The organism is Chelatococcus reniformis (genome assembly GCF_014640075.1).
In the GTDB taxonomy this organism is placed as follows: Bacteria; Pseudomonadota; Alphaproteobacteria; order Rhizobiales; family Beijerinckiaceae; genus Camelimonas; species Camelimonas reniformis.
The window spans coordinates 566,671-589,200 of the sequence record NZ_BMGG01000001.1 but is presented as its reverse complement, the minus strand read 5'-3'; the positions used below and the strand labels follow the sequence as shown (position 1 = coordinate 589,200).

Below are 22,530 nucleotides of genomic sequence, written 5' to 3'. Positions count from 1 at the left end.
GCTAGCCCTGCACTGCCAGTTGCCGGGTCCGCGCATCCTCGACCCGCACGACCTCGTCGGCGGAGATGTGGAAGCTGCGGTGGTAGTTGAAGGTGTGGCCGATGGCGACGGTGAGCAGCGCGGCGAAGCTCAGGGCTGCCAGCCACCAGATGTACCAGATCAGCGCGAAGCCCAGCGCGACGCTGATCCCCGCCAGGACGATCCCGGCACCGGTGTTGCGCGGCATGTGGATCGCCCGGTAGCCGGTGAGCGGCCGCTCGTAGCCGCGCGCCTTCATGTCCCACCAGGCATCGCCGTCATGGGCGACCGGCGTGAAAGCGAAGTTGTAGGCGGGCGGCGGCGACGAGGTCGCCCACTCCAGCGTCCGCCCGTGCCAGGGATCGCCCGTGAGGTCGCGCAGGGCCTCGCGCCGGCGGATGCTGACGTAGATCTGCACCAGGAAGGCAGCGATGCCGGCGACGATGAGCGCTGCGCCCAGGCCCGCGATGACGAACCAGATCTGCAAAGACGGGTCGTCGAATACCCGCATGCGCCGCGTCACGCCCATCAGGCCGAGGATGTAGAGCGGCATGAAGGCGAGCCAGAAGCCCACCACCCAGCACCAGAAGCTGATCTTGCCCCACGTCGGGTCGAGGCGGAAGCCGAAGGCCTTGGGGAACCAGTAGGTGATGCCGGCGAAGAGGCCGAACAGCACGCCGCCGATGATGACGTTGTGGAAATGGGCGACGAGGAACAGGCTGTTGTGCAGCACGAAGTCGGCCGGCGGCACCGCCAGCAGCACGCCGGTCATGCCGCCGACGACGAAGGTCAGCATGAACGCCAGGGTCCACATCATCGGCAGCTCGAAGCGGATGCGGCCGCGGTACATGGTGAACAGCCAGTTGAAGATCTTGGCGCCGGTCGGGATCGAGATGATCATGGTGGTGATCCCGAAGAAGGAATTCACGCTGGCGCCCGAGCCCATAGTGAAGAAGTGGTGCAGCCAGACCAGGTAGGACAGCACGGTGATGACCACGGTGGCATAGACCATCGAAGTATAGCCGAACAGGCGCTTGCCCGAGAAGGTCGACGCCACCTCCGAGAAGATGCCGAAGGCCGGCAGGATAAGAATGTAGACCTCGGGGTGACCCCATATCCAGATGAGGTTCACGTACATCATCGGGTTGCCGCCGAAGTCGTTGGTGAAGAAGTTCGTGCCCAGGTAACGGTCGGCCGACAGCAGCGCGAGCACGACGGTCAGCACCGGGAAGGAGGCGACGATGAGCACGTTGGTGCACAGCGACGTCCAGGTGAACACCGGCAGCCGCATCATGGTCATGCCGGGGGCCCGCATCTTGATGATCGTGCAGATCAGGTTGACGCCGGACAACGTCGTGCCGACGCCGGCGACCTGCAGCGCCCAGATGTAGTAGTCCACCCCCACATCGGGGCTGTAGCCGATGCCGGACAGGGGCGGATAGGCGAGCCAGCCGGTGCGCGCGAACTCGCCGACGAACAGCGACATCATCACCAGCACCGCGCCGCCGACGGTCATCCAGAAACTGAAGTTGTTGAGGAACGGAAAGGAGACGTCGCGGGCCCCGATCTGCAATGGCACCACGTAGTTCATCAGCCCCGTGACCAGCGGCATGGCCACGAAGAAGATCATGATGACGCCGTGCACCGTGAACAGCTGATCGTAGTGATGGGCGTTGAGATAGCCTTCGCTGCCGTTGAACGCCATCGCCTGCTGGAGGCGCATCATGACCGCGTCGGAGACGCCGCGGATCAGCATGACCAGCCCCAGCACCATGTACATGATGCCGATGCGCTTGTGGTCGACGCTGGTGAACCACTCGCGCCACAGATAGCCCCACAGGCCGTAACGCGTGACCGCGGCGAAGAGCGCCAGCCCGCCGAGCGCCACGACGGCGAAGGTGACCACGAGGATCGGCTCGTGGATGGGGAACGACTCCAGCGTCAGGCGGCCGAAGATGGCGTGGAGGGCAGGCGAGCCTTCAGACATATGCTCTCACCTTCTGTGGTCCAGGGCGCCGGGCCCGGGAGCGGAGGCGCCCGGGCCGGTGCGGCGCAAACGAGACGTGGAGCGGCGGTCGCGACGTGCCGCCGCGGAGCGCTTGGGGCGGCGGAGGCGACCCGATCGAGAGAAGGGTGCTCCGGATTGATTGGCGGCCCCGTGGGGCCACCGGGCGGGCTCGTTCGACGGGCCCACCCTAGGAATTGCTCGGCTGCCGCACTGGCAAGGTCGACAAACCCTGCTGCGCGTCGCGCGGCTGTTTGCGTGCGGGCCGCGGCAGCCCGGCCCCCTGCACGGGCTCGGCCGCGGCCGGCGGCGCCGAGGCCGTGAGGTTGCGGTTCGCCTCCTCGATGCTGCAGACGCTGGGGAGAAAGGCAGGCGTGGCGCCGAAGACGGCGCCGCGGCGCGCCTGCTTGTCGTAGGTCAGCGGCAGCAGGTTGTTGATGCCGGCCAGGCCCATCCCGCCCTTGGCATCCAGCGCCATCCGCTCGTTCATGCACATCTTGCCGGGCTCGACGCACATGTTGAGGATCGCGCCGAAGAGATGGGCATCGACGCGCGCATAGTGGCGCACCGGCTCGTTCTCGCTCGGCCGCTCCAGCGCCAGATAGCCCTGCCGGTCGAGCTCGCCGCCGCTGGCGCGCACGGTCGCGACCCACTTGTCGAAGTCGGCTCGCGCCATGCCGTGGAAGGCGAAGCGCATGCCGGAGAAGCCGGCGCCACTGTAGTTGGCGGAAAAGCCGCGATAGGTGCCGGGCGTGTTGATCACCGCGTGCAGCTTCGTCTCCATGCCCGGCATGGCATAGATCTGGCCGGCCAGGGCCGGGACGTAGAAGGAGTTCATCACCGCCGATGAGGTGATGCGGAAGTTGATCGGCCTGTCGATGGGAGCCGCCAACTCGTTGACCGTGGCGATGCCGAGCTGCGGATAGATGAACAGCCACTTCCAGTCGAGCGCGACGACGTTCACCTCGATCGGCTGGGCATCCGGTACGATGGGCCGGCTCGCGTCGATGCGGTCCAGCGGCCGGTAGGGATCGAGCAGGTGCGTCGCCATCCAGGTGACGGCACCGAGGCAGATGATGATCGCCAGCGGCGCCGACCAGATGACGAGCTCCAGCCGGGTCGAGTGGTGCCAGTCGGGATCGTAGGTCGCCGCGGTGTTGGAGTGGCGGTAGCGCCATGCGAATAGGATCGTCAGCGCCATCACCGGCACGATGATGATCAGCATCAGCAGCGTCGACACCAAGATCAGGTCGCCCTGCTGGCTGGCGATGTCGCCGGAGGGTTTCAATACAACGAAGTTGCAGCCGCCCAGAATGCTTATAAGCGGCAGCAGGGCAGCAATCCGAAAGCGTCGCACGACACCACCTGGGAATGGGCACTGTTGTTGGGCGCTATGGCTACCCCCAGGAATACGGGACCGGCATTGGACAATTTGCCCAATGCCCAGGCCCGGGCGGACGGCGCAAGAAGGACAGGAGACAGCGGCGCCTGCCGAACGGGGCGGCGGCCGTGCGGAACAATCAAGCCGACAGCGCGTGATCCGACTGCCTGGTCCGGCCGGGCGGCGCGCGCGAGAGGCCCGTTGATCGGTGTAGAGTTGATGGTCCAAACGTCGACGCTGGAGCGGGATGCGGCCAACATCCATGGGGATGAGGAGGTGGACGCCGGCGACATCGCCGTCGGCGTCATCATCGGCCGCACGTCGGAGTATTTCGACTTCTTCGTCTATGCCATCGCGTCGGTGATCGTATTCCCGCGGCTGGTGTTTCCCGAGCACGATGCGCTGACCGGGACGATCTACTCCTTTGCCATCTTTGCGCTGGCCTTCATCGCGCGGCCGTTCGGCACCGTCATCTTCATGGCCATCGACCGGGCCCACGGGCGCAGCGCCAAGCTGACCTCCGCGCTGGTGCTGCTCGGCACGTCGACCGTCGCCATCGCCTTCCTGCCCGGCTACGTGCAGATCGGCGTCGCGTCGGCCTGGTTGCTGGCGCTGGCGCGCATCGGCCAGGGCGTGGCGCTCGGCGGCACCTGGGACGGGCTGGCGTCGCTGCTGGCGCTCAACGCGCCGGCGCGCCGGCGCGGCTGGTATGCGATGATCCCGCAGCTCGGCGCGCCGCTCGGGCTGATCATGGCGAGCGCCCTGTTCGCGTTCTTCGCCGCCAACCTGTCGTCCGACGATTTCTACAGCTGGGGCTGGCGCTATCCGTTCTTCGTCGCCTTCGCGATCAATGTGGTGGCCCTGTTCGCCCGCCTGCGCATGGTGGTGACGCCGCAGTACCAGCAGCTCTTCGCATCGCTCACGCTGCAGCCGGCGCGGGTCGGCGAGACGCTGCGGGCGGAGTGGCGCAACGTGCTCATCGGCGCGTTCACGCCGCTGGCGAGCTTTGCGCTCTTCCACATGGTGACGGTGTTTCCGCTCTCCTGGGTGTTCCTGTTCACGCGTGACGGCCCGGCGCGCTTCCTCGGCATCGAGACCCTTGGCGCGGTCGCCTGCATCATCGCCATGGTCGTCTCCGGCGCCATCGCCGACCGGGTGGGCCGGCGCGCGCTGCTCGGGGGCTCGGCCGCGGCGATCGCCATCTTCAGCGGCTTCGCCCCGCAGCTCCTCGATCTGGGCGTGGGCGGCGAGGCCATCTTCATGGTCCTCGGCTTCATTCTCCTCGGGCTGTCGTTCGGGCAGTCTTCCGGCGCGCTCGCCTCGCGCCTCCCCACCCGCTACCGCTACACCGGGTCGGCCCTGACCTCCGACCTCGCGTGGCTGTTCGGCGCGGGATTCGCGCCGCTGGTGGCGCTGCTGCTCGCCGCCAACTTCGGCCTGATCGCGGCCGGCGCCTACCTGCTGTCCGGCGCCGCCTGCACCCTCGCCGCCCTGTGGCTGAGCCGGCCGCAGGGAGAGGGCGAGTAGCGGGCGGGACGCGGGGCGAGCGGCCTGCCGCCAACCACGGCCCTGCCGCCGCGCGGGAAGGCCGCACGGCGGGCCGGGGATCCCCGGCCGGGCGCCAGGGGCGTTACGCGCCGCGCCCGCCGGCGGTCGTCATGGGATCAACCACCTGAACGCACGCCGGATGAATGCCTGGCCGTCTTCGGTCACCGGCATTCCGTGCGCCATCAGCACCTTCTCGACGGGCCAGGCGCGGATGCGTTCGAGAGCAGCTCGCGCAGCCGCGCGATCGGTGAAGGTTGCGCGAAACTTCCGCGGCACCGACGGCTGAGGCTCGAGCAGCAGGTCCCACTTCGCCACGACGGCCCGCCAGCCGGAGAACCAATCGGCTGGCAGTTGCTGGATGAGATCGGTGAAGATCGCGGTACTGCTGTCCCGATGGAAGAACACCACTTCGCTCGTCAGCGCGTTGCCCCGCACCAAGACCTGGTCGATCTGCGCGGCCCAAGCGCAGACCGGCGCATCTCCCAGATCGCCGTCGAAGGCGATGTCCCTGCGCTTCTCCCGCAGCCCGGGTGCGGCATAGACCTGCGCCGTCGGGTAGGCCCGTTTCCAATCGAGGATGAACATGTGGTGAAGGGAGTTGGGGGCGGCGAGGTAACACACGTCCCCCAGAGCCGCGATCGCGGTTCGCAGATCATCCGTCAAGGCGACCGGCGAGCAGACGAAGAGGCGTCCACCGGACAATCGCATCAGCACCATGCGCGTGGGGTAGTGGAACCCCATCATGGCGACGACTGGGGGTCCGTCCGCCGTCCAGATCCCGGGGCCGAATTGCGTCAACATGGCCGGCCGCCGCCCTCCAAGGCGAGTTGCCGCCAGCGCGGACGGCCGGGCCGACTGCCCCGGCCGCCGCAGGCGGCGCCTGCCGGCACTTACTCCGCCGCGACGCCCTGCGCCAGGGCCGCGGGGGCCGGCTGCGGGCCGCGCACCAGCGCGCCGGGCAGCAGGCCCGTGGCCTCGCCGTTGCGGTAGGTGACCTGGCCGGCCACCACGGTCGCGGTGTAGCCGCGCGCCCGCTGCAGGAAACGGCGACCGCCGGCCGGCAGGTCGGCCCTGATGAACGGCTTCTCGATGGCGAGCCGGTCGAAGTCGATGACGTTCACGTCGGCGCGCAGGCCAACGCGGAGCAGGCCACGGTCGTGCAGGCCCACGGCGTGCGCCGTGTCGCTCGTCAGGCGGCGTACGCATTCCTCGACCGGCAGGCGGCCGGACGGGCGGTCCCGGCCCCACCAGCTCAAGAGATAGCTTTGGAAGCTGCCGTCGCAGATGAACCCCACATGCGCGCCGCCGTCGCCCAGGCCCATGATCGCATTGGCGTCGCTCAGCATCTCCCGGCTCGGCGCCAGGTTGTAGTCGGCGTAGTTCAGGATCGTGAACAGCAGGAAGTCCGTGCCGTCGCCGCCGACGATGAGATCATAGGCGACTTCCGGCGCGCTGCGCCCCTCGCGCGCGGCGATCGCGGCAATGGAATTCTCCTCCGCCGGCTCGTAGTTGGGATTGTCGTCGAGCAGGAACAGACGCTTATAGTTCAGCGCGCGCAGCAGCGGCACGTTGCCCTTGCTCAGATCCTCGCCGAGCACCTTGGCGCGGAACTCGGGATTGCGCATGGTGGCCAGCCGCTCGGCGAAGGGCTTGTCCGCAATCGTCTTGTAGGCCTGCGTGCCCGAGAATGGATTGAGGCTGCTGGTGAGGCCGAACAGGACGCTGATCGGTCGCGGCGGGAACACCGGTCGCATGATGTGACCTTCCCGGCTCGCCTCGCCCGCAAGGGCCAGCAGCTTGCGGAAGTCTTCCGGGCGGTCGTGCTTCTGGAACAGCGAGAACAGGCACGGGCGCCGCGATTTCTCCACCACGCGGCGCAGCATGGCGAACTCGGTTTCCGCGTCGGGCTGGTTGAAGTCCGTGATCAGCTGCAAGTGGCCGCGGCCGGCGTCGGCAAGGCCCATGGCGAGGCCGAGGATCTCGTCCTCCTGCGCCTTGAGCGTCGGCGTGGGATCGCCCGCCAGCGTCTTGTGATTGATCGTGCGCGACGTGCTGACGCCGAAGGCGCCGGCGCGGATCGCCTCCGTCACGATGTGGCGCATGCGGGCGACATCGGTCGGCGTCGCGTTCTCGAGTCGAAGCGCCCGTTCGCCCATGACGTAGACGCGCACCGCCGCGTGGGGTAGCTGCGCGCAGACGTCGATGTCGCGCTGGCGCGCCGCCACCACATCGAGGAAGTCGGCGAAGCTCTCCCAGTTGAAGTCCAGCCCCTCGGCCAGGCAGGGCGCGGGAATATCCTCGACCCCTTCCATGAGCGCGATGAGCTTGTCGCGATCGTTGGGCTTCACCGGCGCGAAGCCGACGCCGCAGTTGCCCATCACCACGGTCGTCGCGCCATGCCAGGCGCTGGGCGCCAGGTGACGATCCCACACCGCCTGGCCGTCATAATGCGTGTGGATGTCGACGAAGCCGGGTGTCACGAGCTGGCCTTTGGCGTCGATCTCCTCCGCGCCGGCGCCGGTCACCCTGCCGACCTCGGCGATGCGGCCGCCGCGGATGGCGACGTCGGCCTCGAAGGCAGGTCCGCCGCTGCCGTCCACCACGGTGCCGTGACGGATCACCAGATCGTAGTCCTTGGCCATGTCTTTCTCCCATGGGCGGCGCAGCGGCCACCTTTTGCTCCATAATCCGTCTTATGGAGTGCATGGGTCAAGTGCTGCCGGCTTTGCAGCCGTGATGTGGCGCTGCCTGTGCACGGATGTTAGCCTGGGCCGACGGGTGCAGGCGCCCGGGACCTCGAGGCAGCCGACAGGTTGGCTCCAGTCCTGCGGCCTGCTAGCGGTTGCTTCCGGTCGGAGGCTGGGGGTCTCAAGCGGAGCCGAAGAGAGCCTTCCCTCTGACGTAGGATGCGAGATTTGGCTGATCGGTCCTTGGGCAGAAAGGACGACGGGAGCGACGCGTTTCCCGGCCTGCGGAGCGGCCTGCGCTATGGCGGGATCCTGCTCCTTCTCCTGTGCCTCGTCTTTGCCGCCTTGGCGCTGCTTATCGGCGGTGACATGGGTGAGATGCGGAGGGTCGTGGCCAGTTTGCCGGCGGCCTTGGCCGTGTCCGCCGGGGTGCATATCCCCCAGATCGTGTTGACGGCCTGCGCCTGGCGCTGCCTCCTGCCGAAAGCCGGTCGGCCCTCCGTTCCAGCCATGACGATGCTGCGCTGGTTTCGGGAGACCGCAAGCACGCTGCTGCCGGCCGGCGCTCTCGTCGGGCAGGTGGCTGCTGCACGGCTGCTGACCCGCTGGGGCGTTCCGGGGAAGCTGAGCGCCGCAACGGCCACCATGGACGTGACGTTGGAATCGGTGTCGCAGGGCCTCTTTACGCTTCTCGGATTGGCGCTGCTTGTCGTGATCAATCGACAGGCCGATCTCCTCGGCGTGGCCGTCGCCGGAGCGGGGCTCGGCGTCGCCGGCATTGTCGCCCTGGTGCTGCTGCAGGGCGGCCGCTCTCTGCGCTGGGCGGAGAACCTGCTGCTGCGTCTTTTTCCCAGATTGAGGCTCGAAGCGTTTCACAGCTTCCGGCTGACGATGGCCGAGGTGCGCAGGGCCCATGGCTCCCTCGCGTGGGCCATGCTCTGGCACAGCATCGCCTGGGTGCTCGGCGCCGTGGAAATCTGTGGCATCCTGGCGCTCCTCGGCCACCCCATCGATCTGAGCCGCGGCCTCATCATCGAAAGTCTCAGCCAGGCCATGCGCATCGCCGGCTTCATGTTGCCCGGTTCCGTCATTATCCAGGAGGGCGCGATCGTGGCCGCGGCGGCCCTTGCCGGTGTGTCGCCGGAGGCGGCGGTCGTCGTCGCGCTGGTGCGACGGGCCCGCGAACTCGCCATATCCCTGCTCGGTCTCGTGGCCTGGGCCGGTGTCGAGCGTGCCGACGCTCGCCAACGGCTCGCCACCCTCTCTCAAGGACGATGACATGCCCGGCCTGTCCGATCTTCTGCGTCTCATCCCGTCAGGCGGTCCGGCGGTCTGCAACATCTCCGTCACCAACGTCTGCAACGCGACCTGCGACTTCTGCAGCTTCGCCCACGACAAGGGGCTGGTCACGCATCGCCGCTGGCTCGACGCGGCGCGCTTCGGCGCGGCGCTCGATCTTCTCCACACGCGCGCCAACGTCAGGTTTCTCACCTTTATGGGGGGTGAGCCGCTGCTGCATCCCAAGATCATCGATATGGCCAGGATGGCCTCCAGCGCGGGCATCCAGGCCACGCTCGTCACCAACGGCTGGAACCTGCTCGACAAGCTCGATGCCATCGCCGACGCGGGTGTCGGGACGATCTTCATCTCCATCGACAGTGCCGATCCCGCCGTCCACGAGAAGAACCGCGGTCTGAAGGGCGTCTGCGCGCGCATCAAGGAGGCCAACGGCCGGATGGCGAAGCGCGGCATGACACCGGTCGCCTCCGTGGTGATGAGCAAGCTGGTCACGGATTATCGCGCGCTTGGCGCCTTTCTCCGGGAGCTGGGGTTCAAGGCGGTCACCTTCTCCTATCCGCGCAAGGCTGCCTATGGCTCCTCCTCGATGGTCTTCTCGGAGGACAGCGATATCGTCGACGTCTCCGCGGAGGAGCTGATCCGCTCCTTCGCTGCGGCGGACGGCATCCGTGACATCATCCCGGTGCAGAACCCGCGCGCCTCGATGGCCGACATGGTCCGCAGGCTGCGCGGCGAGAAGGAGCGGTTCGTCTGTGTCGCCGGCTACAAGTATTTCTATCTCGACTGGAATTACGATCTCTGGCGCTGCGAGGCCTGGGACAAGCCGATGTGCTCGCTGTGGGACTTCGACGGCGCGCAGACGATCCGCGACGGCTGCCAAGCCTGCATGACGGACTGCTATCGCGACGCCAGCGTGATGCTGCACCTGGCGGTCGCGATCGGCGACGCATTCAAGCGCCTTTCGGAGGCACGTCCGCTCGCGGCCGCCGCCGCGCTGGCCAATCGCCAAACCATCGGAGCGCTGGGCGCGGTCGTCGGACAAGGCACGCATCTGCAGGGATTGTCCGGCATCGGGCGCAGCCGCCGGCCGGCCAAGGCCGCTCCGTGATGGCGACCCGGTTCTTGAAGCCCGAGCGCCTCACGCCCGTCGGGTGATTTGATTCCACCTGGTCCGGAGAAGCGCTCTCGAAGCGAGGGTTGATGAGCATCTCTGCGCCATTGGATGATCCCATCCAATGGGAAGGGCGCTAGCCGATGCCCAAAGCGGCTCCGGGCTCAGCACGCGGCTGAGCCGCCGCGCGCTCCGGCTACCCGCCCCGCGGAGCGCGCATCAGAAGTGCCGCTGCCGAAACGCGGCGCGCCCGCCGCCATAATGCCGATGCCCGTAAGCGGCCCTGCCGTAGGCCCGTCCCCGATAGCCGAAGCCCGGCCGTCCGTATACGCCCCTGTTGTAGTAGCGCGCGCCGCGGTAGTAGCCGCCGCCGCGATAGAGGCCGCCACCGCGGTAGTAGCCACCGCCGTAGTAGCCTGCGCCCCCATAGTAGCCGGGTCCCCCGGCATAGTAGGAGCCCGGGCCGGGCGATACGCAGCCGGCCAGGAGGGACATCCCGACCACTGCAACGAGAAGGGAAAGGGTGCGGCGTAGGGTCATTTTACTCGCAACGCTCTTCGTCGCGGGCGGCCGCCCGCATCTCAACAGCAATTAGAGCGCTGGACCGGCGGGTCAATAGCGGGCCCGCTGGCCGCGGCCAAGCCGCGAAGGATCTGGGAGGTCCCCGTGCGAGGACCGGGCAGGGGGTCTTGCGTCCGCCTGCACGCCCGACGCGAAGGTGCCCGGACGGATCGTCCGCATGAAGCTTCGTGTGTCTCGCCCCGCCCAGACATCCATGATGCTGCCGATATCGAGGGCGATGCCGCCCGCCTTCTTGATCGCGGATGCGTAGATCTTGCCGCACGGGCCTGCCCCGACGAAGGTGACGCCTTCGAAGTCGCCCTGCTCGATCAGGTCCATGATGCGATTGAACACGTCCGGAAAGTGAGGCTCGGCATCGTTCCAGCTGTCGCGCACCGGTTCGAATTTGTACTCGGTGGGCACCCGGTACTGGACGATGCGCGTGGTCGGAAACGCCGCTTCGAGCTTCTCCTTGATGTCGTTGCCCGTGATCACGTTCAACCGATCCGCTTCGGCCGCGATGGACTTCAGCAGCCCGGATTCTTCCATCTTGATATGGATGTTCGATGTGGTCCGCAGGCACTGCTCGAGGATCAGCGGCCGTGTGAGGTGGTCCAGCAGACGCCACTCGATCCCGTTGATCTCGACCTTCTGGTCGTCTGTCAGGACCCGGAGAGCGCCCAACCCCAGCGCCGCTTGCCGCGCCCGCTCGATATCGCCGATCTGCTCACGAAAGGTGCCGACCACGTCCGCGCACGATACGGCCCATTCGAGCCACTCCCGCAGCGACCTGAACACCTCCGGACGGTCCGCATGCGGCCCGAAGAAATTCCGCATCCACCCCATGAACCGCGTGTCGTGCACGAACTCGGGGTAGCCGAGCACGACGGATTCGCCGTCGCCGCAGCGGATCAGGCTGAATGCGTCCTTCCGCTCGATGGCCGAGCGCACGATCTGCTCGACGGACGACGGCGCAACGAGGCCGGCGGTTCGTTCAAACTTGAGGGCGTCGTCGTTTGGCATGGTCGCGGCGGCGGAGGCTCGACAGGGGGCAGGCTCGGCATGAGAGGATCTAGCACGCGCCGGCGCGGCTCAATATGACGTCTTCCGCGCAGGGGGACGTCCAGGCACGTGCCGCATGGGGGGCGAGACGGCCGGCCCGTTCCGCAGGCCGACTGGTATCTGCTCGTCGGCGAGACGGCGCTGCCAGCCATCGCGAGAACCCTGGAAGCGCTACCGGCACATGCCAGCGCCACGGCGCTGATCGAGGTCGCGGACACGGGCGAGGAGCAGGCGCTGCACTCGAAGGCGAAGGTCGACCTGCGCTGGCTGCACCGCAACGGTGCCAGCGTCGGCGCGACGTCCTTGCTCCCGGACGCGGTCCGTGAGGTACCGATGCGACCGGCTGACACCCCCATCCACGCCATGGCGGGCGTCGAGTTCACGGCCTTCCAGGCGATTCGCCGCTACTGGCGCGATGAGCTGAGGCTCGACAACAAGGACACGCTCGCCGCCGCTTATTGGCGCAGGGGCCGCGCGGAGGGCAACTTCAATCACTCGGCCGACGACTGAGCGAGGAGTTGAGCGATCACCACGCGTCCCTTAGCCTTGAGGTCTCTGCGCCTGCACAAGGCGACGATGGCCTCTCTGGGACCGGCGAGGAGACCACACCCCACTACGGCACGGCAGCCTCGCTGACGGGGTGCCCGGCAATACGGCTGTGCCACATCACGCGCGGCTCGGCCAAGTTCCACGGCGTGGCGCGGTGCAGGAGGCAGCGATTGTCCCAGATCACGGTGTCGCCCGGTCGCCAGTCATGGTGATAGATGCGCGGCTCCTGGCAGGCGAAAGTGATCAGGTCGGCGAGCAACTGCTCTGACTCGGCGGGATCGAGGCCGGGGATGGCGTGGGCATGGCGGCCGATCAGCAGCGACTTGCGCCCGGTTTCCGGGTGAACCTTCACCAGGGGGCGCAAGGGCACGGGACCGTCGTGGAAGCCGTAGCCGCCGTATTCGTCGCCCTCCTTGTGCTTGTGGTCCAGCTTGGACTGGCTGTAGTGCAGGGAGTGGTAGGCGGACAAGCCCTCAATGCGGTCACGGGTGGCATCGTCGAGCGCATCATAGGCGGCGCGCATGTCGGCGAAGCCGGTATGGCCACCGGTGGTCGGCACGATCTCCGCGCTGAACACGGCCCCCTTTGCCTGCAAAGGCATATAGGTGCTGTCGGCATGCCAGCCCATGTTGCCCTTCAGGATCTTGACGACGCCATCGGTGTCGACATCGCCGCGCACCGTGCCATCGGCCTTCACGTTGCTGATGGGTGCCATGTCGAACTCCAGGTCGCCGAACCTGCGCGCGAAGGCGACCTGCTGGTCGCGGCCGAGGTGCTGCTCCGGAAACACCAGCAGGGCGTAGTTGAGCCAAGCCTCGTACAGTTCGCTCCATTGGGCGTCGTCGATTTCGGCCAGCTTGACGCCGGTGACGGTCGCACCGAACGTGGCGTCGAGGGGTTGAACCCGGATGGTGTTTGTCATTACCGGCCTCCCTGTAGTTCGAAATAAGAGCGAAAGCGCTCTAGACGTGCAAACGAGCTTCCTCTCGTGTTCGTTGCAGCGCGGCGACTGCCGCTACTGCCCCGTCGCTCGCGGCATTGACGACGTAGCCGGCAAAACCCGCTCGAATATCGCCAATCGCAAACAAGCCCGGGATCGTCGTCTCCATGTCGGCCGTGGTCACCACGTGGCCGGTGGATGTCACATCGACCAGAGGCGCGAGCAACTCGGTGTTGGGCTGAAGGCCGACATAGATGAAGACGCCCGACACAGGCAGGTCGAAGGTATTCCCGGCCGAGGCGTCACGCAGACGCAGCGCCGTGACGGCGTTGTTCTGGCCCACGATCTCGACCGGCTCGTGCGCGTTCATGATGCGGATTCGGGAGGCGCCCTGAAGGCGCGCCTGGGTGGAGGCCGCCGCATGGAGCTTCCCCTCGCGCGCGACGATGACGACCTCTGCGGCGGACTTCGCAGCGACCAGGGCGCCATCGGCGGCGGAGTCGCCACTGCCGATGACGGCGACCGTTTCGCCGCGAAAGAACCCGGCATCGCACGAAGCACAATGCGAAACCCCGCGGCCCGCATACTCCTCCTCGCCAGGAATGCGCAATGACGCCGGTGTGGAACCCGTGCCCACGATAACCGAACGCGCTGTCAGCTCTGCGCTATCGCTGCCGACGCGGAAGCGGCCGCCCTCGTGAACGATCGAGGTTGCTCGCTCATAGTTGAATGTCGCTCCAGCGGCGAGCGCCTGTGCTTCGATATTGGCGCACAGATCTACGCCGGAAATGGGAGTGGGCATCCCCGGGTAGTTGATGATCTCTTCGACGTCGAGGACCTGACCGCCAAGGATCATGTCTGTCGCAACGACCGTGCGCAGCCCGTGCTGCGCAGCGAAGAGCGCCGCGGTCAGCGCTCCAACCCCGCCACCTATTACGACGACATCGAAGTCGGATCGCGTCAAGCTGCCCAGCTATCCGCGAGGGCCGCAGCCTCGCTCTTGTTGAGCTCGTCGTCGGCACAGACGATCGAAACGACTTGCGAAACGGCCTCCTTGGCGCGCTCGCGCAGCTCGTCGATCGTCAAGCTCGAGAGCGGATGCTCGATGGTCACGAACCGGAGATTGGGCAAACCCTGACGAGCCGCCATCGCTTGACCGGACTTGAGGAACGGCGTCGTACAGATCGCCACCGCCGGCACGCCGGCGCGTTCGAACTCCGCTGCGACCTGAACGCTGCAGGCGCTGCAGGAGCCGCAATCCCCGAGGCCGACCAGCACCATATCCGCCTTGTCGGCGACGTCCTTCAGCTGCTCCTCCGTCGGCAGGTAGATGCCGGCCGTCTTCACGGGCGGAAGCACCGCCTTCGCATCGTGCTGCTCGCGCAGCAGGTCGCCGATCGCCGACAGGAGTTCCGATCCGTTCTGCTTGATGTTGAACATGATGCCGACGGTGGAACCCTTGACCGACGGCAGGCGTGTCGCCCCCTTGCTTGCCGCCACTTTGTCGGACGGCACAGGGATGATGGTCGTAATGCTCATGCTGCGCTCCTTATCGGTGAAGTCGTGATCGGCTTGATGAGATATTCGCCGAGTGGAATTGGAAATGCCCAATTCGTGATGACAGAGGAGACACCCGCGTTATTTCCGCCGGCGACGACGAGGAGGACATCCTCGGGTCCGCGACTTCCCCTCATCCAGTCCACGCCGTCCTGGCTGAACACCGCGGGCGACTTACGCAGAACCGCTGGATCGAGGCCGACGCGCTCCAGGTCCGCGACGGGGCGCCGCCAGTTCTCGAACAGGAACTGCTTCACGTCGGCTTTCGACCAGCCGCATTTGCCGCCGATGATTCCGGCATGTTCCGGCCCCATCACGACCATTGCCGGCCCGCGTATGCCGAGCATGGCGCCCAGACGCGACATGGTATCGGCAATGGTGATGAGGATTCCTTCGGCCGAGCCCGCCACCCGATTTTCCACCGGCTCCGGCGAGCGCCCGCAAAACACCATGACGGTGCTCTGATCCGGCGCAAAGCCGCGCTCGACATGCAGAGGCGCCCAAGGGCTCTCCTCCTCATTCTCCGCGATGCAATAGCTGAGCTTGCCGGGATGACCCTGGCTTGCGTGATCCTGGAGGCCCGGACGCATGCCGAGGGCGTTGCGAACGATCAGGCGCAGCGCCCGCCCGATCGTGAGATTGGCGACACTCGTGCCTGAATAGACGTTCGCCCGCGAGTTCACGCCGATTTCGTTGCGGATGGGTCCATTCACGAGGGTGAGCTGGGCACCGCCACCCGTGCTGCTGTTGCTCATATAGAAGAACGTCCGGTCGCCATTGCCCCAGCGCGGGTCTGCCCAGCCTTCGATGGCGGCAACGATCACCGGGAAGAATTCGGGCCGGCACCCGGCCATGACCGCATTCACCGCGGCGAGGCCGACCGTCACGTCGCGCTTGTTTTCGGGGACGGAGAGCAGGATTTCATCCGGGTCCCGCCCGGCGACATCGAGAAACGCCTTCACGCGCTCCGCTGTCGGCAATACGACGGGCAGGCCGTCGGTCCACTCCCGGTCCGCATAAGCCGCGGCCGCTTCCGCCTCATCGGCGGACACCATCTCTTCCAAGGACCTACTCCCTACCTTCTTAGATTTTGGGAAACCGTAGGTCTGATCTCCTCCGCAAGTCAATGAACGGGAAGCTGACGCAGCCCTGCTGTGCGCCAGGCGGAAGGGCACAGGTGACGTCGTCATCTTTGAGCACGGCCGTCCGGCGAACGTTGACGGCCGGCGAGTTGAAGGGGTCGCGATCGCCGGGATGTGCGCACGGCGTCGGGACCAAGCGCCGGTCAAGCCCAGCGGGACCGAACCGAAAAAGGTCGAGCCCGACGCCCCTGCAAAAAGGGGGTGGGGTGAGCACGACCCGAGTTATCGCCGAAGCACTACTGATGATTCGCTCGAGGTCTGGAAGCGCGAGCATGAGGAATAGAAGCGTCTGGCCGAGAACGGTTGGTGCGCTACTCAAGAGCGGCCGAGAACGACCGGCCGCGAGGCGGCCCAGTTTACTCACCGTCGAGTTGGCAATCGCTGAGTTTCCCAAGATCATCCGGCGTCGGCACATCTTCTGTTCGCACGGCTCTCGCTGCCGCGCGCTAGCGCGGATCGCCTGTGCGCCATTCGCCGCAGTCGTTCGCGGCGCATGGGCCACGCTCCCGGTGCTCGCCCGCGAAGCTAGCCGGGTATCGTTACGCGTGGAGACAGGAATTCGCCTTTCGTCCGTCGACAGAATCGGCAAAATGGGCCGTATAGTCGGTGTGCGGGGGGCGTCCCGTCGGGTTAGGGGCATGCCCGGGTTTTGCCGATAGGGGGGAGCGAGAACCTGACCGTGGCTGGAGCGGAAGGAGCTCGTGGGCGGAGGAGCCGGATGGTGTGCTCGAAGGTTGCGCAGCGGCGCCAGGGTGCCGCGCGGCAAGGCCGCGCGGGCGCGTTTCGTCTGGCGTGCGCGCTGGCTCCGCTATTCTGGCCGGTCTGCTTGACTGCGGCCTCCGCGCAGACCGTGCCGCTGCCTCCCGGCCAGGTCATCGTCGGGCCGATCGGCAATCCGTCCGGGCCTTCACTGCCTTCGATCACCACAGGGGCTGACGCCAACGTCTACGTCGAGGCGGTCGAGGGCGGCTTCATTCCGACGGCACCCGCCACCGTGGTGCGCACGTCGGTGCCGACACAGTATGTGCGCTTCTTCAACCAGTTCAACGCGGACACGCTCGGACCGGCGAGCGATCCGTGGATCGCGACCACCAACTCCGTGCGTGGCCTCACGGCTGCTCAAGTCAAGAACATCCTGGCCCTGCCGGACCTGCCCAATGCCGTGGCGCTCGTGCAGGTCCCGGCGGGGACCTGCATCCTCGGGGGCCCCGGCAATCCGGCGCTCGGGAATTTTCCCGCAAACCCGCCCGATGTCCCGACAGCCGGTCCCTGGGGCGCGGCCGGTGCGCCCCAGTATTATATCGTCGGCCAGACCGCGACTCCTGACTGCGTCAATCCGCAGTTTCCCGGAGCGAGCACGTTCATCCCCATGAACGGCTTGGGTCCTTACGCGCTCGCGTATCGTCCGAGTGCCGGCGTCGGCAATGCGGCGGCCGTCGCCTACGCGCTCGACCACGCGGCCTTTCCGGCACCGTTCACCCCGATGGACAGCGTCTACAATAGCCTCGACCTGCTCAACTTCACCGACACGCTCGGCCTCAGGGGTGCCTTGGCGCAGCTGAGCGGCGAGGCAAACGCAGACGTCGCTTCAGTCAGTTTGCAGGGGGCATACGGCTTTCTCGACGTGTTGCGCCAACAACTCCATGCCGGCGATTCTGCTTCGGTGATGGCAGGACGCGGCAACAGGGGCGCATTGACGCCCGCGTCGGATGTGAACGTGTGGATGGATACGGGCGGCAGCACGGCCGCCATCGGCGGCAACGGCGACAGCCACGGCCTGCGCAGCAATTTTGCCTCCGTGACGGCCGGCCTCGACTATCGCATCGATCCCACTTTGAAGATCGGTGCCGCGGTCGGCTATTCGCGCGCCTCCTTCTCGGTCAGTGGGCTGACCAGCGGCGGCGATGCCAACAACTACTACGGTGCCGTTTTCGGGCAATTTCAGTCGGGCGCGACATATTTGGACGTTGCCGCGGGCTATGGTTGGTCCACCACAGATCTCAATCGGAGCATCGCGTTCATCGGCCAGCAGGGCGTGACCTTCGCCAACATCGACGGTGGAGCATTCCTGTCGTCGGTCGAGGGCGGATATCGGTTCCAGCTATCACCAACGACCACGATCACACCGAACGTGGGGCTGCAGCTCGTCAGCCTTCGCCAGGACGGATTTGGCGAGGTCGGCGCCGGCCCCCTCGCCCTGAACGTGGCCGGCCGCGACCTGACCTCGCTACGCAGCATCGTCGCTGCGGATCTCAAGCATCAGGTCGATCTGGGCGGGGGGAGCCGCCTCGTGGCGACCCTGCGGGCCGGCTGGTCGCATGAACTGTCCGATCCCGTCCGGTCGGTCGCCGCGTCATTTCAGGAATTGCCGAGCGCCGCGTTCGTGGTGAACGGCGCGCAGCCGGATCGCGATGCGGCCGTCGTGGGGGCCGGCCTGGCATTCGACGGCGCCATCCAGGGCTTCGTCCGCTACGACGGGCTCCTCGGTGCAAACGCGCAGACACACCGCGGCTCGGCCGGCGTCACCATCAAGTTCTAAAGCATTTCCGCGTTTCTTCGAATCGCCGAAATGCTATATCTGTTTGATTTGTCACGATTTATTCACGCGAACCGGTGTCCACTTCGCTCGAAAACGCTCTAACGTGCGGCCGCGAGACAGCAGCGACAGCTCGGCCCGTCCCATCGCAAGGTCGAACTCAGCACCCTGCCGATACGACGGTTTGCTGGCCTGCGATCATCCGTAGTGCCTCGTCGCGATCAGGCGCGAAGGTCAGCGCGCGGGCGCAGCCGCCGACATCGAAGACCTGAAAGATGGGATCGTTCACGGCGGCGAGAACGAGGTGGCCGCCGGCTGCCTTGGCGGCGCTCGCATGATGCATCAGAACTTTGAGGCCGGCGCTGCCGACATAAGTGATGTGGTGCAGGTCGATGATGGTGCTCCGCCCGCCTTGGCTCTGCCAGGCGGTAACGATATTGCCGAGCATCATCGCGCCCTCCGCATTCAATTGGCCACCCAGCGCCAGGGTGAGAATGCCGTGCTCGACGGATTGAGAGATCTGCAACATCGTCTGCGAATCCCGTGCGTAGTACGCTAAGGCCGCCGTCCTATCGCGAATAACGCAAGCGAAGAACGCGGCTCGGCCGTTGATGTGCGGCGGTGGATCGACGCAGGAAGCATGAGCCGAGAGGCTTCTCGCCGCCGTGTCGCCTGCGCGTTCACAGCGCTGCGCGGCCACCGCCTCGAGCATTCCGCATTCCAGCATCCTCCCTTCGGCGAGGCTTGAAGCGCAGCGGCCGGCTCGCGGCGCCCCCATCCCGGCTCTTGCAGGCGGATGGGCTGGACGGCGCGCCCCGGCCATGGTGGAACATTCGGACAGGCAATTTCGACGGCTCCATGGCGACAGTCAAGATTCTCTCCCTAGATGGCGGTACACGTCCGCTGCTCGCCTGCACGTTGGTGAAGCGGTTGCTGGCGGCCGATCCGCATCTGCTGGACGATGTCGACATCTTCGCGGGCACCTCGGCCGGCGCCATCACGGCCGCTTTGATCGCCGCTGCGCCCACGGTTGCCGAGGGCATCGATCGATCGATCGCGCTTTGGCAGACGTGGCGGCCGTTCGACGGGGTCGGTCCGCTCTCGGCGAGGACGCTGCTGGCCCTCTCGGGCGGCTGTGCGTTTCTGACGCACGAGGGCCTCTATGAGGAATTGCGCGAGCTGTTCGGCGAAATGCGCATCAGCGACCTGCGCCGACGGGTCGTCATCCCGATGATGTCGTTGGACAACCAGGTCGTCCTCAAGAAACGCCGGCACTGGTCCATCGAGATTGCGCACAACCTCGAGGAGGAGGAGGGGATGCGCTCGCCGTCGCTGGCGGACGTCGTGCTGCGATCGAGCTCGATCCCAGTCCTGCACCCGGCCTTTCAAGGGCATGTGGACGGGGGGCTGTTCGCCAACAATCCCAGCATGTGCGCGCTTGCGACGGCGCGCGACTTTCTCGGTGCGCGGATCGAGGACATCCTGGTCCTGTCGGTGGGGCAGGGACTGTCGAACAATTACATGGCCCTGAGCAAAGGGGATGTGGGCTACGGCAAATGGCTGCTCGACCCGGACAATCCGATGGCGTTGATCAAGCTCGTCATGGATGCCAACCTGCAGTCGACCAACTACCAGATCAGCCGGATCCTCGAGGATCGGTTTGTGCGGCTCGATCCGCTCCTGAGCGCCGCTCTCGAGCCCAGCCCCGGCCTGGCGCAAGGCGAATTCGATGCCTATCAGGTGGACATGGCAACGGCCGTCGACCTGTCGCCGACCCTCGAGCAACTGGCCGAAATCAACTGGATCCAGGCCGTGCCGCAGCCGGTGTCAGACGTGTAAGGCCGCAGCCTCGCGGTCCTTACCGGCCTTGGTCGACAGGACCTGCTCTTTCAGCATCAGGATCAAGAGCAGGCCGATGGCAGCGACCGCCGCTCCGACCACGAAGCTGATGAAAATGGCGCTCTGGTAGTGACCAACGACCAGCGCCCGGGCGTCCGGCGCCAGGGCGGCGATCTGCTGTAGCCCGAGGCTCGCCATGTTGCCTTCCTGGACGCCGGCGGGTCTCGCTGCGTCCAGCCTCGCCGCGACGATGGCGCCCGCCGCGGCGACGCCGAAGGCGCCGGCGAGCGAGCGGAAAAACCCCGACGTCGCCGTCGCCGTGCCGATGTCGCTCGGCGCCACCGCGTTCTGCAGCGCGACCGTCAGGCCCGGCATCACCAGGCCGAGGCCCACCCCGACGGGAAGCAGCAGGGCGGCCATGGAGCCACCGCCCAGACCGGCATGTGTCGCCCAGGCGAGAGCCACCAGCGACAGGGTGGCAATCGACACGCCCGCCACCGCCAGCGTCTTGTAGCGCCCGGTCTTGGTGATGATCTGCCCGCCCACCAGGAGCGACAGCATCAGGCCGGCTGCCGTGGGAGCCATCACGAGGCCCGACATAGTCGGCGACAGACCGATGACCAGCTGGAGAAACAGCGGCAGGAAAGCAAGCGAGCCGAACACGGCCATCGTCAGGGCGCAGGAGACGAGGGTGGCGATCAGCCAGACCGGATTGCGAACCATGCCGATGGGGATCAACGGCTCCTTCTGGCCGCGTTCCACCGGAAAAATGGCAATGGCGAGCAGGATCGCCACTGCCAACAGGCCGAGCACCGGCAGCGATGTCCATCCGAGCGAGGTGCCGAGGCTGAGCGCGACCAGCAAGCAGGTCGAAACGGCCGAGACCACGAGGATGCCGGCATAGTCGATGCGATGGGTGGAGGACCGCTGCCCCGGCGGCAGCCCGGCCCAGATCAATGCCAGCGCCGCCAAGCCGATGGGTACATTGACGTAGAAGATCCAGCGCCACGACCATAGTTCGGTGATGGCCCCGCCGAGCGGGGCACCGCCCAGATTGGCCAACGTGAATACGGCGCCGAACAGGCCCTGGTAGCTGCCGCGCCGGCGCGGTGAGACGAGATCCGACATGGTGATCTGCGTCAGCGTCATCAGGCCGCCGGCGCCCAGGCCTTGAATAGCGCGGCCCGCCAGGAGTTGCGGCATGGTCTGCGCCAGGCCACAGGCAGCCGAACCCGCCAGAAAGATCAGCACGGCCGTCGTGACCAGCGGCCGCCGGCCATACATGTCGCTCAGCTTGCCATAGACCGGTGTCGCGGCCGTGCTGGCGAGCAGAAACACGGTGAGCACCCACGACAGCTCGCTGAGATGTCCGAGGTCACTCGTGATCCGAGGCAACGCGGGTCCCACGATATTGGCGTCGAGGGCGCTGACCGCCATGACGCACAACAGGCCTGCCAAGGCGACATTGAATTGCCACTTCGGGATCGCGATGGCGGCTTCATCGTCGGCCGGGGCGACGTCCGTCGCGCTCATGCGGGCTGCGCCGCGTGGCGAGCCCCGGGCCGATTGCCGATCCGGCCGGCGGTCGCCGCGAGCAGCGCGGCAACATCCTCCGGCGCGTCGATCATTGCGTCGTGGCCCGAAGCGAGCTCGCTGACGGTAAAGTGACCGTCCTTGGCAAGAAGCGCCGCGATCGACCTGAAATCCGGCGGCTGGAACCGCTGGGTGGCGGCATAGGCAAGCACCGGGATCTGCTGCCAAGCGCCGGTGATCGCGGCCTTCTCCTGGAACGTCTTCAGCGGCTGCGCGACACAGCGGCGATCCACCCAGGCCACGTCGTCGGCCGAGGCGAGCGCGTAGATCACGGCCGGCGCCGGCGGCAGGACCTGCCCCTGGGGCGTATCCAAAGCGCGCGACAGGATGGCGTTGCGGCGCTCCTCGCTGTCGAGATCGAGCAGCGAACGGCCGTCCTGCGGGAGGAGCGCATCGAGCAGCACCAGGGCCGCGATCCTCTCGTGCGCCTGGTCGGCCGCCTGTAGGGCGACCGCACCGCCGTAGCTGTGCGCGCACAGCACCACGTTCGACAGCTCCTCGGTCTCCATGACGGCCAGCACGTCGTTCACGTGCGTCGACAAATCCACATCGGGAGCCAGCAGATGGCGGCGGTCACCGAGGCCTGTCAGCGAGGGCGCGAACACCCGGTCGCCCCGTTCCCACAGCAATTTTGCGACGCGGTCCCAGCACCAACCACCATGCCACGCGCCGTGAATGAGCAAGTAGTCGGTCATCTTGAAA

At 66.7% G+C, this 22,530-nt stretch carries 19 protein-coding genes; 6 read left to right on the top strand and 13 right to left on the bottom strand.

Translation table 11 applies throughout. The annotated features are described in order from the left end of the window. Nucleotide 1 precedes the first annotated feature (1 nt). Nucleotides 2-2,005, bottom strand: coding sequence for a cytochrome o ubiquinol oxidase subunit I (gene cyoB, locus IEW34_RS02445; protein WP_188607519.1), 2,004 nt, complete (start codon nucleotides 2,003-2,005; stop codon nucleotides 2-4). A gap of 208 nt (nucleotides 2,006-2,213) precedes the next feature. Next, complete coding sequence (gene cyoA / locus IEW34_RS02440; RefSeq protein ID WP_210324427.1) at nucleotides 2,214-3,380, bottom strand: ubiquinol oxidase subunit II; 1,167 nt, start codon at nucleotides 3,378-3,380, stop codon at nucleotides 2,214-2,216. Nucleotides 3,381-3,623: 243 nt separating this feature from the next. Between cyoA and IEW34_RS02435 the strand changes: the two genes are divergently transcribed. Further along, a complete protein-coding gene (locus IEW34_RS02435; protein ID WP_188607517.1) occupies nucleotides 3,624-4,931 on the top strand; it encodes an MFS transporter in 1,308 nt (435 codons plus the stop codon). Between the two features lie 129 nt (nucleotides 4,932-5,060). Here IEW34_RS02435 and IEW34_RS02430 read toward each other — a convergent pair whose 3' ends face one another. Both IEW34_RS02430 and IEW34_RS02425 read right to left on the bottom strand, forming a co-directional pair. Continuing rightward, nucleotides 5,061-5,753, bottom strand: coding sequence for a DUF4336 domain-containing protein (locus tag IEW34_RS02430; RefSeq protein ID WP_188607516.1), 693 nt, complete (start codon nucleotides 5,751-5,753; stop codon nucleotides 5,061-5,063). A gap of 89 nt (nucleotides 5,754-5,842) precedes the next feature. Continuing rightward, entirely contained in the window at nucleotides 5,843-7,594 is a 1,752-nt protein-coding gene (locus IEW34_RS02425; RefSeq protein ID WP_188607515.1) for an N-acyl-D-amino-acid deacylase family protein, read from the bottom strand. A 288-nt stretch (nucleotides 7,595-7,882) separates the two neighbouring features. Here IEW34_RS02425 and IEW34_RS02420 point away from each other — a divergent pair, with 288 nt between their 5' ends. Next, nucleotides 7,883-8,917 carry a lysylphosphatidylglycerol synthase domain-containing protein gene (locus IEW34_RS02420; protein WP_210324426.1) on the top strand — a complete coding sequence of 345 codons (1,035 nt, stop codon included), beginning with the start codon at nucleotides 7,883-7,885 and terminating at the stop codon, nucleotides 8,915-8,917. A 1-nt stretch (nucleotide 8,918) separates the two neighbouring features. Beyond that, nucleotides 8,919-10,046, top strand: a complete 1,128-nt coding sequence (locus tag IEW34_RS02415; RefSeq protein WP_188607513.1) for a radical SAM protein — start codon at nucleotides 8,919-8,921, stop codon at nucleotides 10,044-10,046. A gap of 222 nt (nucleotides 10,047-10,268) precedes the next feature. Here the strand turns inward: IEW34_RS02415 and IEW34_RS02410 are convergent, their stop codons facing one another. Continuing rightward, nucleotides 10,269-10,544 carry a hypothetical protein gene (locus IEW34_RS02410; protein WP_188607512.1) on the bottom strand — a complete coding sequence of 92 codons (276 nt, stop codon included), beginning with the start codon at nucleotides 10,542-10,544 and terminating at the stop codon, nucleotides 10,269-10,271. Between the two features lie 117 nt (nucleotides 10,545-10,661). Further along, nucleotides 10,662-11,633: a GT-D fold domain-containing protein gene (locus tag IEW34_RS02405; protein ID WP_188607511.1), complete on the bottom strand. Its 972-nt coding sequence runs from the start codon at nucleotides 11,631-11,633 to the stop codon at nucleotides 10,662-10,664. 108 nt (nucleotides 11,634-11,741) lie between these two features. Between IEW34_RS02405 and IEW34_RS02400 the strand changes: the two genes are divergently transcribed. Further along, nucleotides 11,742-12,182 carry a siderophore-interacting protein gene (locus IEW34_RS02400; protein WP_188607510.1) on the top strand — a complete coding sequence of 147 codons (441 nt, stop codon included), beginning with the start codon at nucleotides 11,742-11,744 and terminating at the stop codon, nucleotides 12,180-12,182. A gap of 103 nt (nucleotides 12,183-12,285) precedes the next feature. Here IEW34_RS02400 and IEW34_RS02395 read toward each other — a convergent pair whose 3' ends face one another. From IEW34_RS02395 to IEW34_RS02380, 4 genes are read right to left on the bottom strand one after another with little or no spacing between them, the layout of a single operon-like run. Further along, the gene (locus tag IEW34_RS02395; protein WP_188607509.1) at nucleotides 12,286-13,143 is read right to left on the bottom strand and encodes a TauD/TfdA dioxygenase family protein; all 858 of its coding nucleotides are present in this window, start codon (nucleotides 13,141-13,143) and stop codon (nucleotides 12,286-12,288) included. A 40-nt stretch (nucleotides 13,144-13,183) separates the two neighbouring features. Next, nucleotides 13,184-14,125 carry an NAD(P)/FAD-dependent oxidoreductase gene (locus IEW34_RS02390; RefSeq protein WP_188607508.1) on the bottom strand — a complete coding sequence of 314 codons (942 nt, stop codon included), beginning with the start codon at nucleotides 14,123-14,125 and terminating at the stop codon, nucleotides 13,184-13,186. Then, nucleotides 14,122-14,700: a UGSC family (seleno)protein gene (locus IEW34_RS02385; protein WP_188607507.1), complete on the bottom strand. Its 579-nt coding sequence runs from the start codon at nucleotides 14,698-14,700 to the stop codon at nucleotides 14,122-14,124. The genes IEW34_RS02390 and IEW34_RS02385 overlap by 4 nt, the downstream gene beginning before the upstream one ends. Continuing rightward, the gene (locus IEW34_RS02380) at nucleotides 14,697-15,782 is read right to left on the bottom strand and encodes a hypothetical protein (protein ID WP_188607506.1); all 1,086 of its coding nucleotides are present in this window, start codon (nucleotides 15,780-15,782) and stop codon (nucleotides 14,697-14,699) included. Before IEW34_RS02380 ends, IEW34_RS02385 begins: the two co-directional genes overlap by 4 nt. 904 nt (nucleotides 15,783-16,686) lie before the next feature. Here IEW34_RS02380 and IEW34_RS02375 point away from each other — a divergent pair. Next, nucleotides 16,687-18,399 carry an autotransporter outer membrane beta-barrel domain-containing protein gene (locus IEW34_RS02375; RefSeq protein ID WP_188607505.1) on the top strand — a complete coding sequence of 571 codons (1,713 nt, stop codon included), beginning with the start codon at nucleotides 16,687-16,689 and terminating at the stop codon, nucleotides 18,397-18,399. 157 nt (nucleotides 18,400-18,556) lie between these two features. Here the strand turns inward: IEW34_RS02375 and IEW34_RS02370 are convergent, their stop codons facing one another. After that, nucleotides 18,557-19,108, bottom strand: coding sequence for an STAS domain-containing protein (locus IEW34_RS02370; protein ID WP_188607504.1), 552 nt, complete (start codon nucleotides 19,106-19,108; stop codon nucleotides 18,557-18,559). 146 nt (nucleotides 19,109-19,254) lie between these two features. Between IEW34_RS02370 and IEW34_RS02365 the strand changes: the two genes are divergently transcribed. Beyond that, nucleotides 19,255-20,235: a patatin-like phospholipase family protein gene (locus IEW34_RS02365; RefSeq protein ID WP_188607503.1), complete on the top strand. Its 981-nt coding sequence runs from the start codon at nucleotides 19,255-19,257 to the stop codon at nucleotides 20,233-20,235. Here the strand turns inward: IEW34_RS02365 and IEW34_RS02360 are convergent. Continuing rightward, a complete protein-coding gene (locus tag IEW34_RS02360; protein ID WP_188607502.1) occupies nucleotides 20,224-21,768 on the bottom strand; it encodes an MDR family MFS transporter in 1,545 nt (514 codons plus the stop codon). The genes IEW34_RS02365 and IEW34_RS02360 overlap by 12 nt on opposite strands. After that, nucleotides 21,765-22,523 carry an alpha/beta fold hydrolase gene (locus IEW34_RS02355; protein ID WP_188607501.1) on the bottom strand — a complete coding sequence of 253 codons (759 nt, stop codon included), beginning with the start codon at nucleotides 22,521-22,523 and terminating at the stop codon, nucleotides 21,765-21,767. The genes IEW34_RS02360 and IEW34_RS02355 overlap by 4 nt, the downstream gene beginning before the upstream one ends. Nucleotides 22,524-22,530 lie beyond the last annotated feature (7 nt).

What these genes read in the sequence shown, in the direction of transcription:
- IEW34_RS02405 (WP_188607511.1), bottom strand. Translation starts at nt 11,633, where the DNA reads ATGCCAAACGACGACGCCCTCAAGTTTGAACGAACCGCCGGCCTCGTT.
- IEW34_RS02365 (WP_188607503.1), top strand. Translation starts at nt 19,255, where the DNA reads ATGGCGACAGTCAAGATTCTCTCCCTAGATGGCGGTACACGTCCGCTG.
- IEW34_RS02415 (WP_188607513.1), top strand. Translation starts at nt 8,919, where the DNA reads ATGCCCGGCCTGTCCGATCTTCTGCGTCTCATCCCGTCAGGCGGTCCG.
- IEW34_RS02385 (WP_188607507.1), bottom strand. Translation starts at nt 14,700, where the DNA reads ATGAGCATTACGACCATCATCCCTGTGCCGTCCGACAAAGTGGCGGCA.
- cyoB (WP_188607519.1), bottom strand. Translation starts at nt 2,005, where the DNA reads ATGTCTGAAGGCTCGCCTGCCCTCCACGCCATCTTCGGCCGCCTGACG.
- IEW34_RS02425 (WP_188607515.1), bottom strand. Translation starts at nt 7,594, where the DNA reads ATGGCCAAGGACTACGATCTGGTGATCCGTCACGGCACCGTGGTGGAC.
- IEW34_RS02395 (WP_188607509.1), bottom strand. Translation starts at nt 13,143, where the DNA reads ATGACAAACACCATCCGGGTTCAACCCCTCGACGCCACGTTCGGTGCG.
- IEW34_RS02430 (WP_188607516.1), bottom strand. Translation starts at nt 5,753, where the DNA reads ATGTTGACGCAATTCGGCCCCGGGATCTGGACGGCGGACGGACCCCCA.
- IEW34_RS02410 (WP_188607512.1), bottom strand. Translation starts at nt 10,544, where the DNA reads ATGTCCCTCCTGGCCGGCTGCGTATCGCCCGGCCCGGGCTCCTACTAT.
- IEW34_RS02370 (WP_188607504.1), bottom strand. Translation starts at nt 19,108, where the DNA reads ATGCTCGAGGCGGTGGCCGCGCAGCGCTGTGAACGCGCAGGCGACACG.
- IEW34_RS02435 (WP_188607517.1), top strand. Translation starts at nt 3,624, where the DNA reads ATGGTCCAAACGTCGACGCTGGAGCGGGATGCGGCCAACATCCATGGG.
- IEW34_RS02355 (WP_188607501.1), bottom strand. Translation starts at nt 22,523, where the DNA reads ATGACCGACTACTTGCTCATTCACGGCGCGTGGCATGGTGGTTGGTGC.
- IEW34_RS02360 (WP_188607502.1), bottom strand. Translation starts at nt 21,768, where the DNA reads ATGAGCGCGACGGACGTCGCCCCGGCCGACGATGAAGCCGCCATCGCG.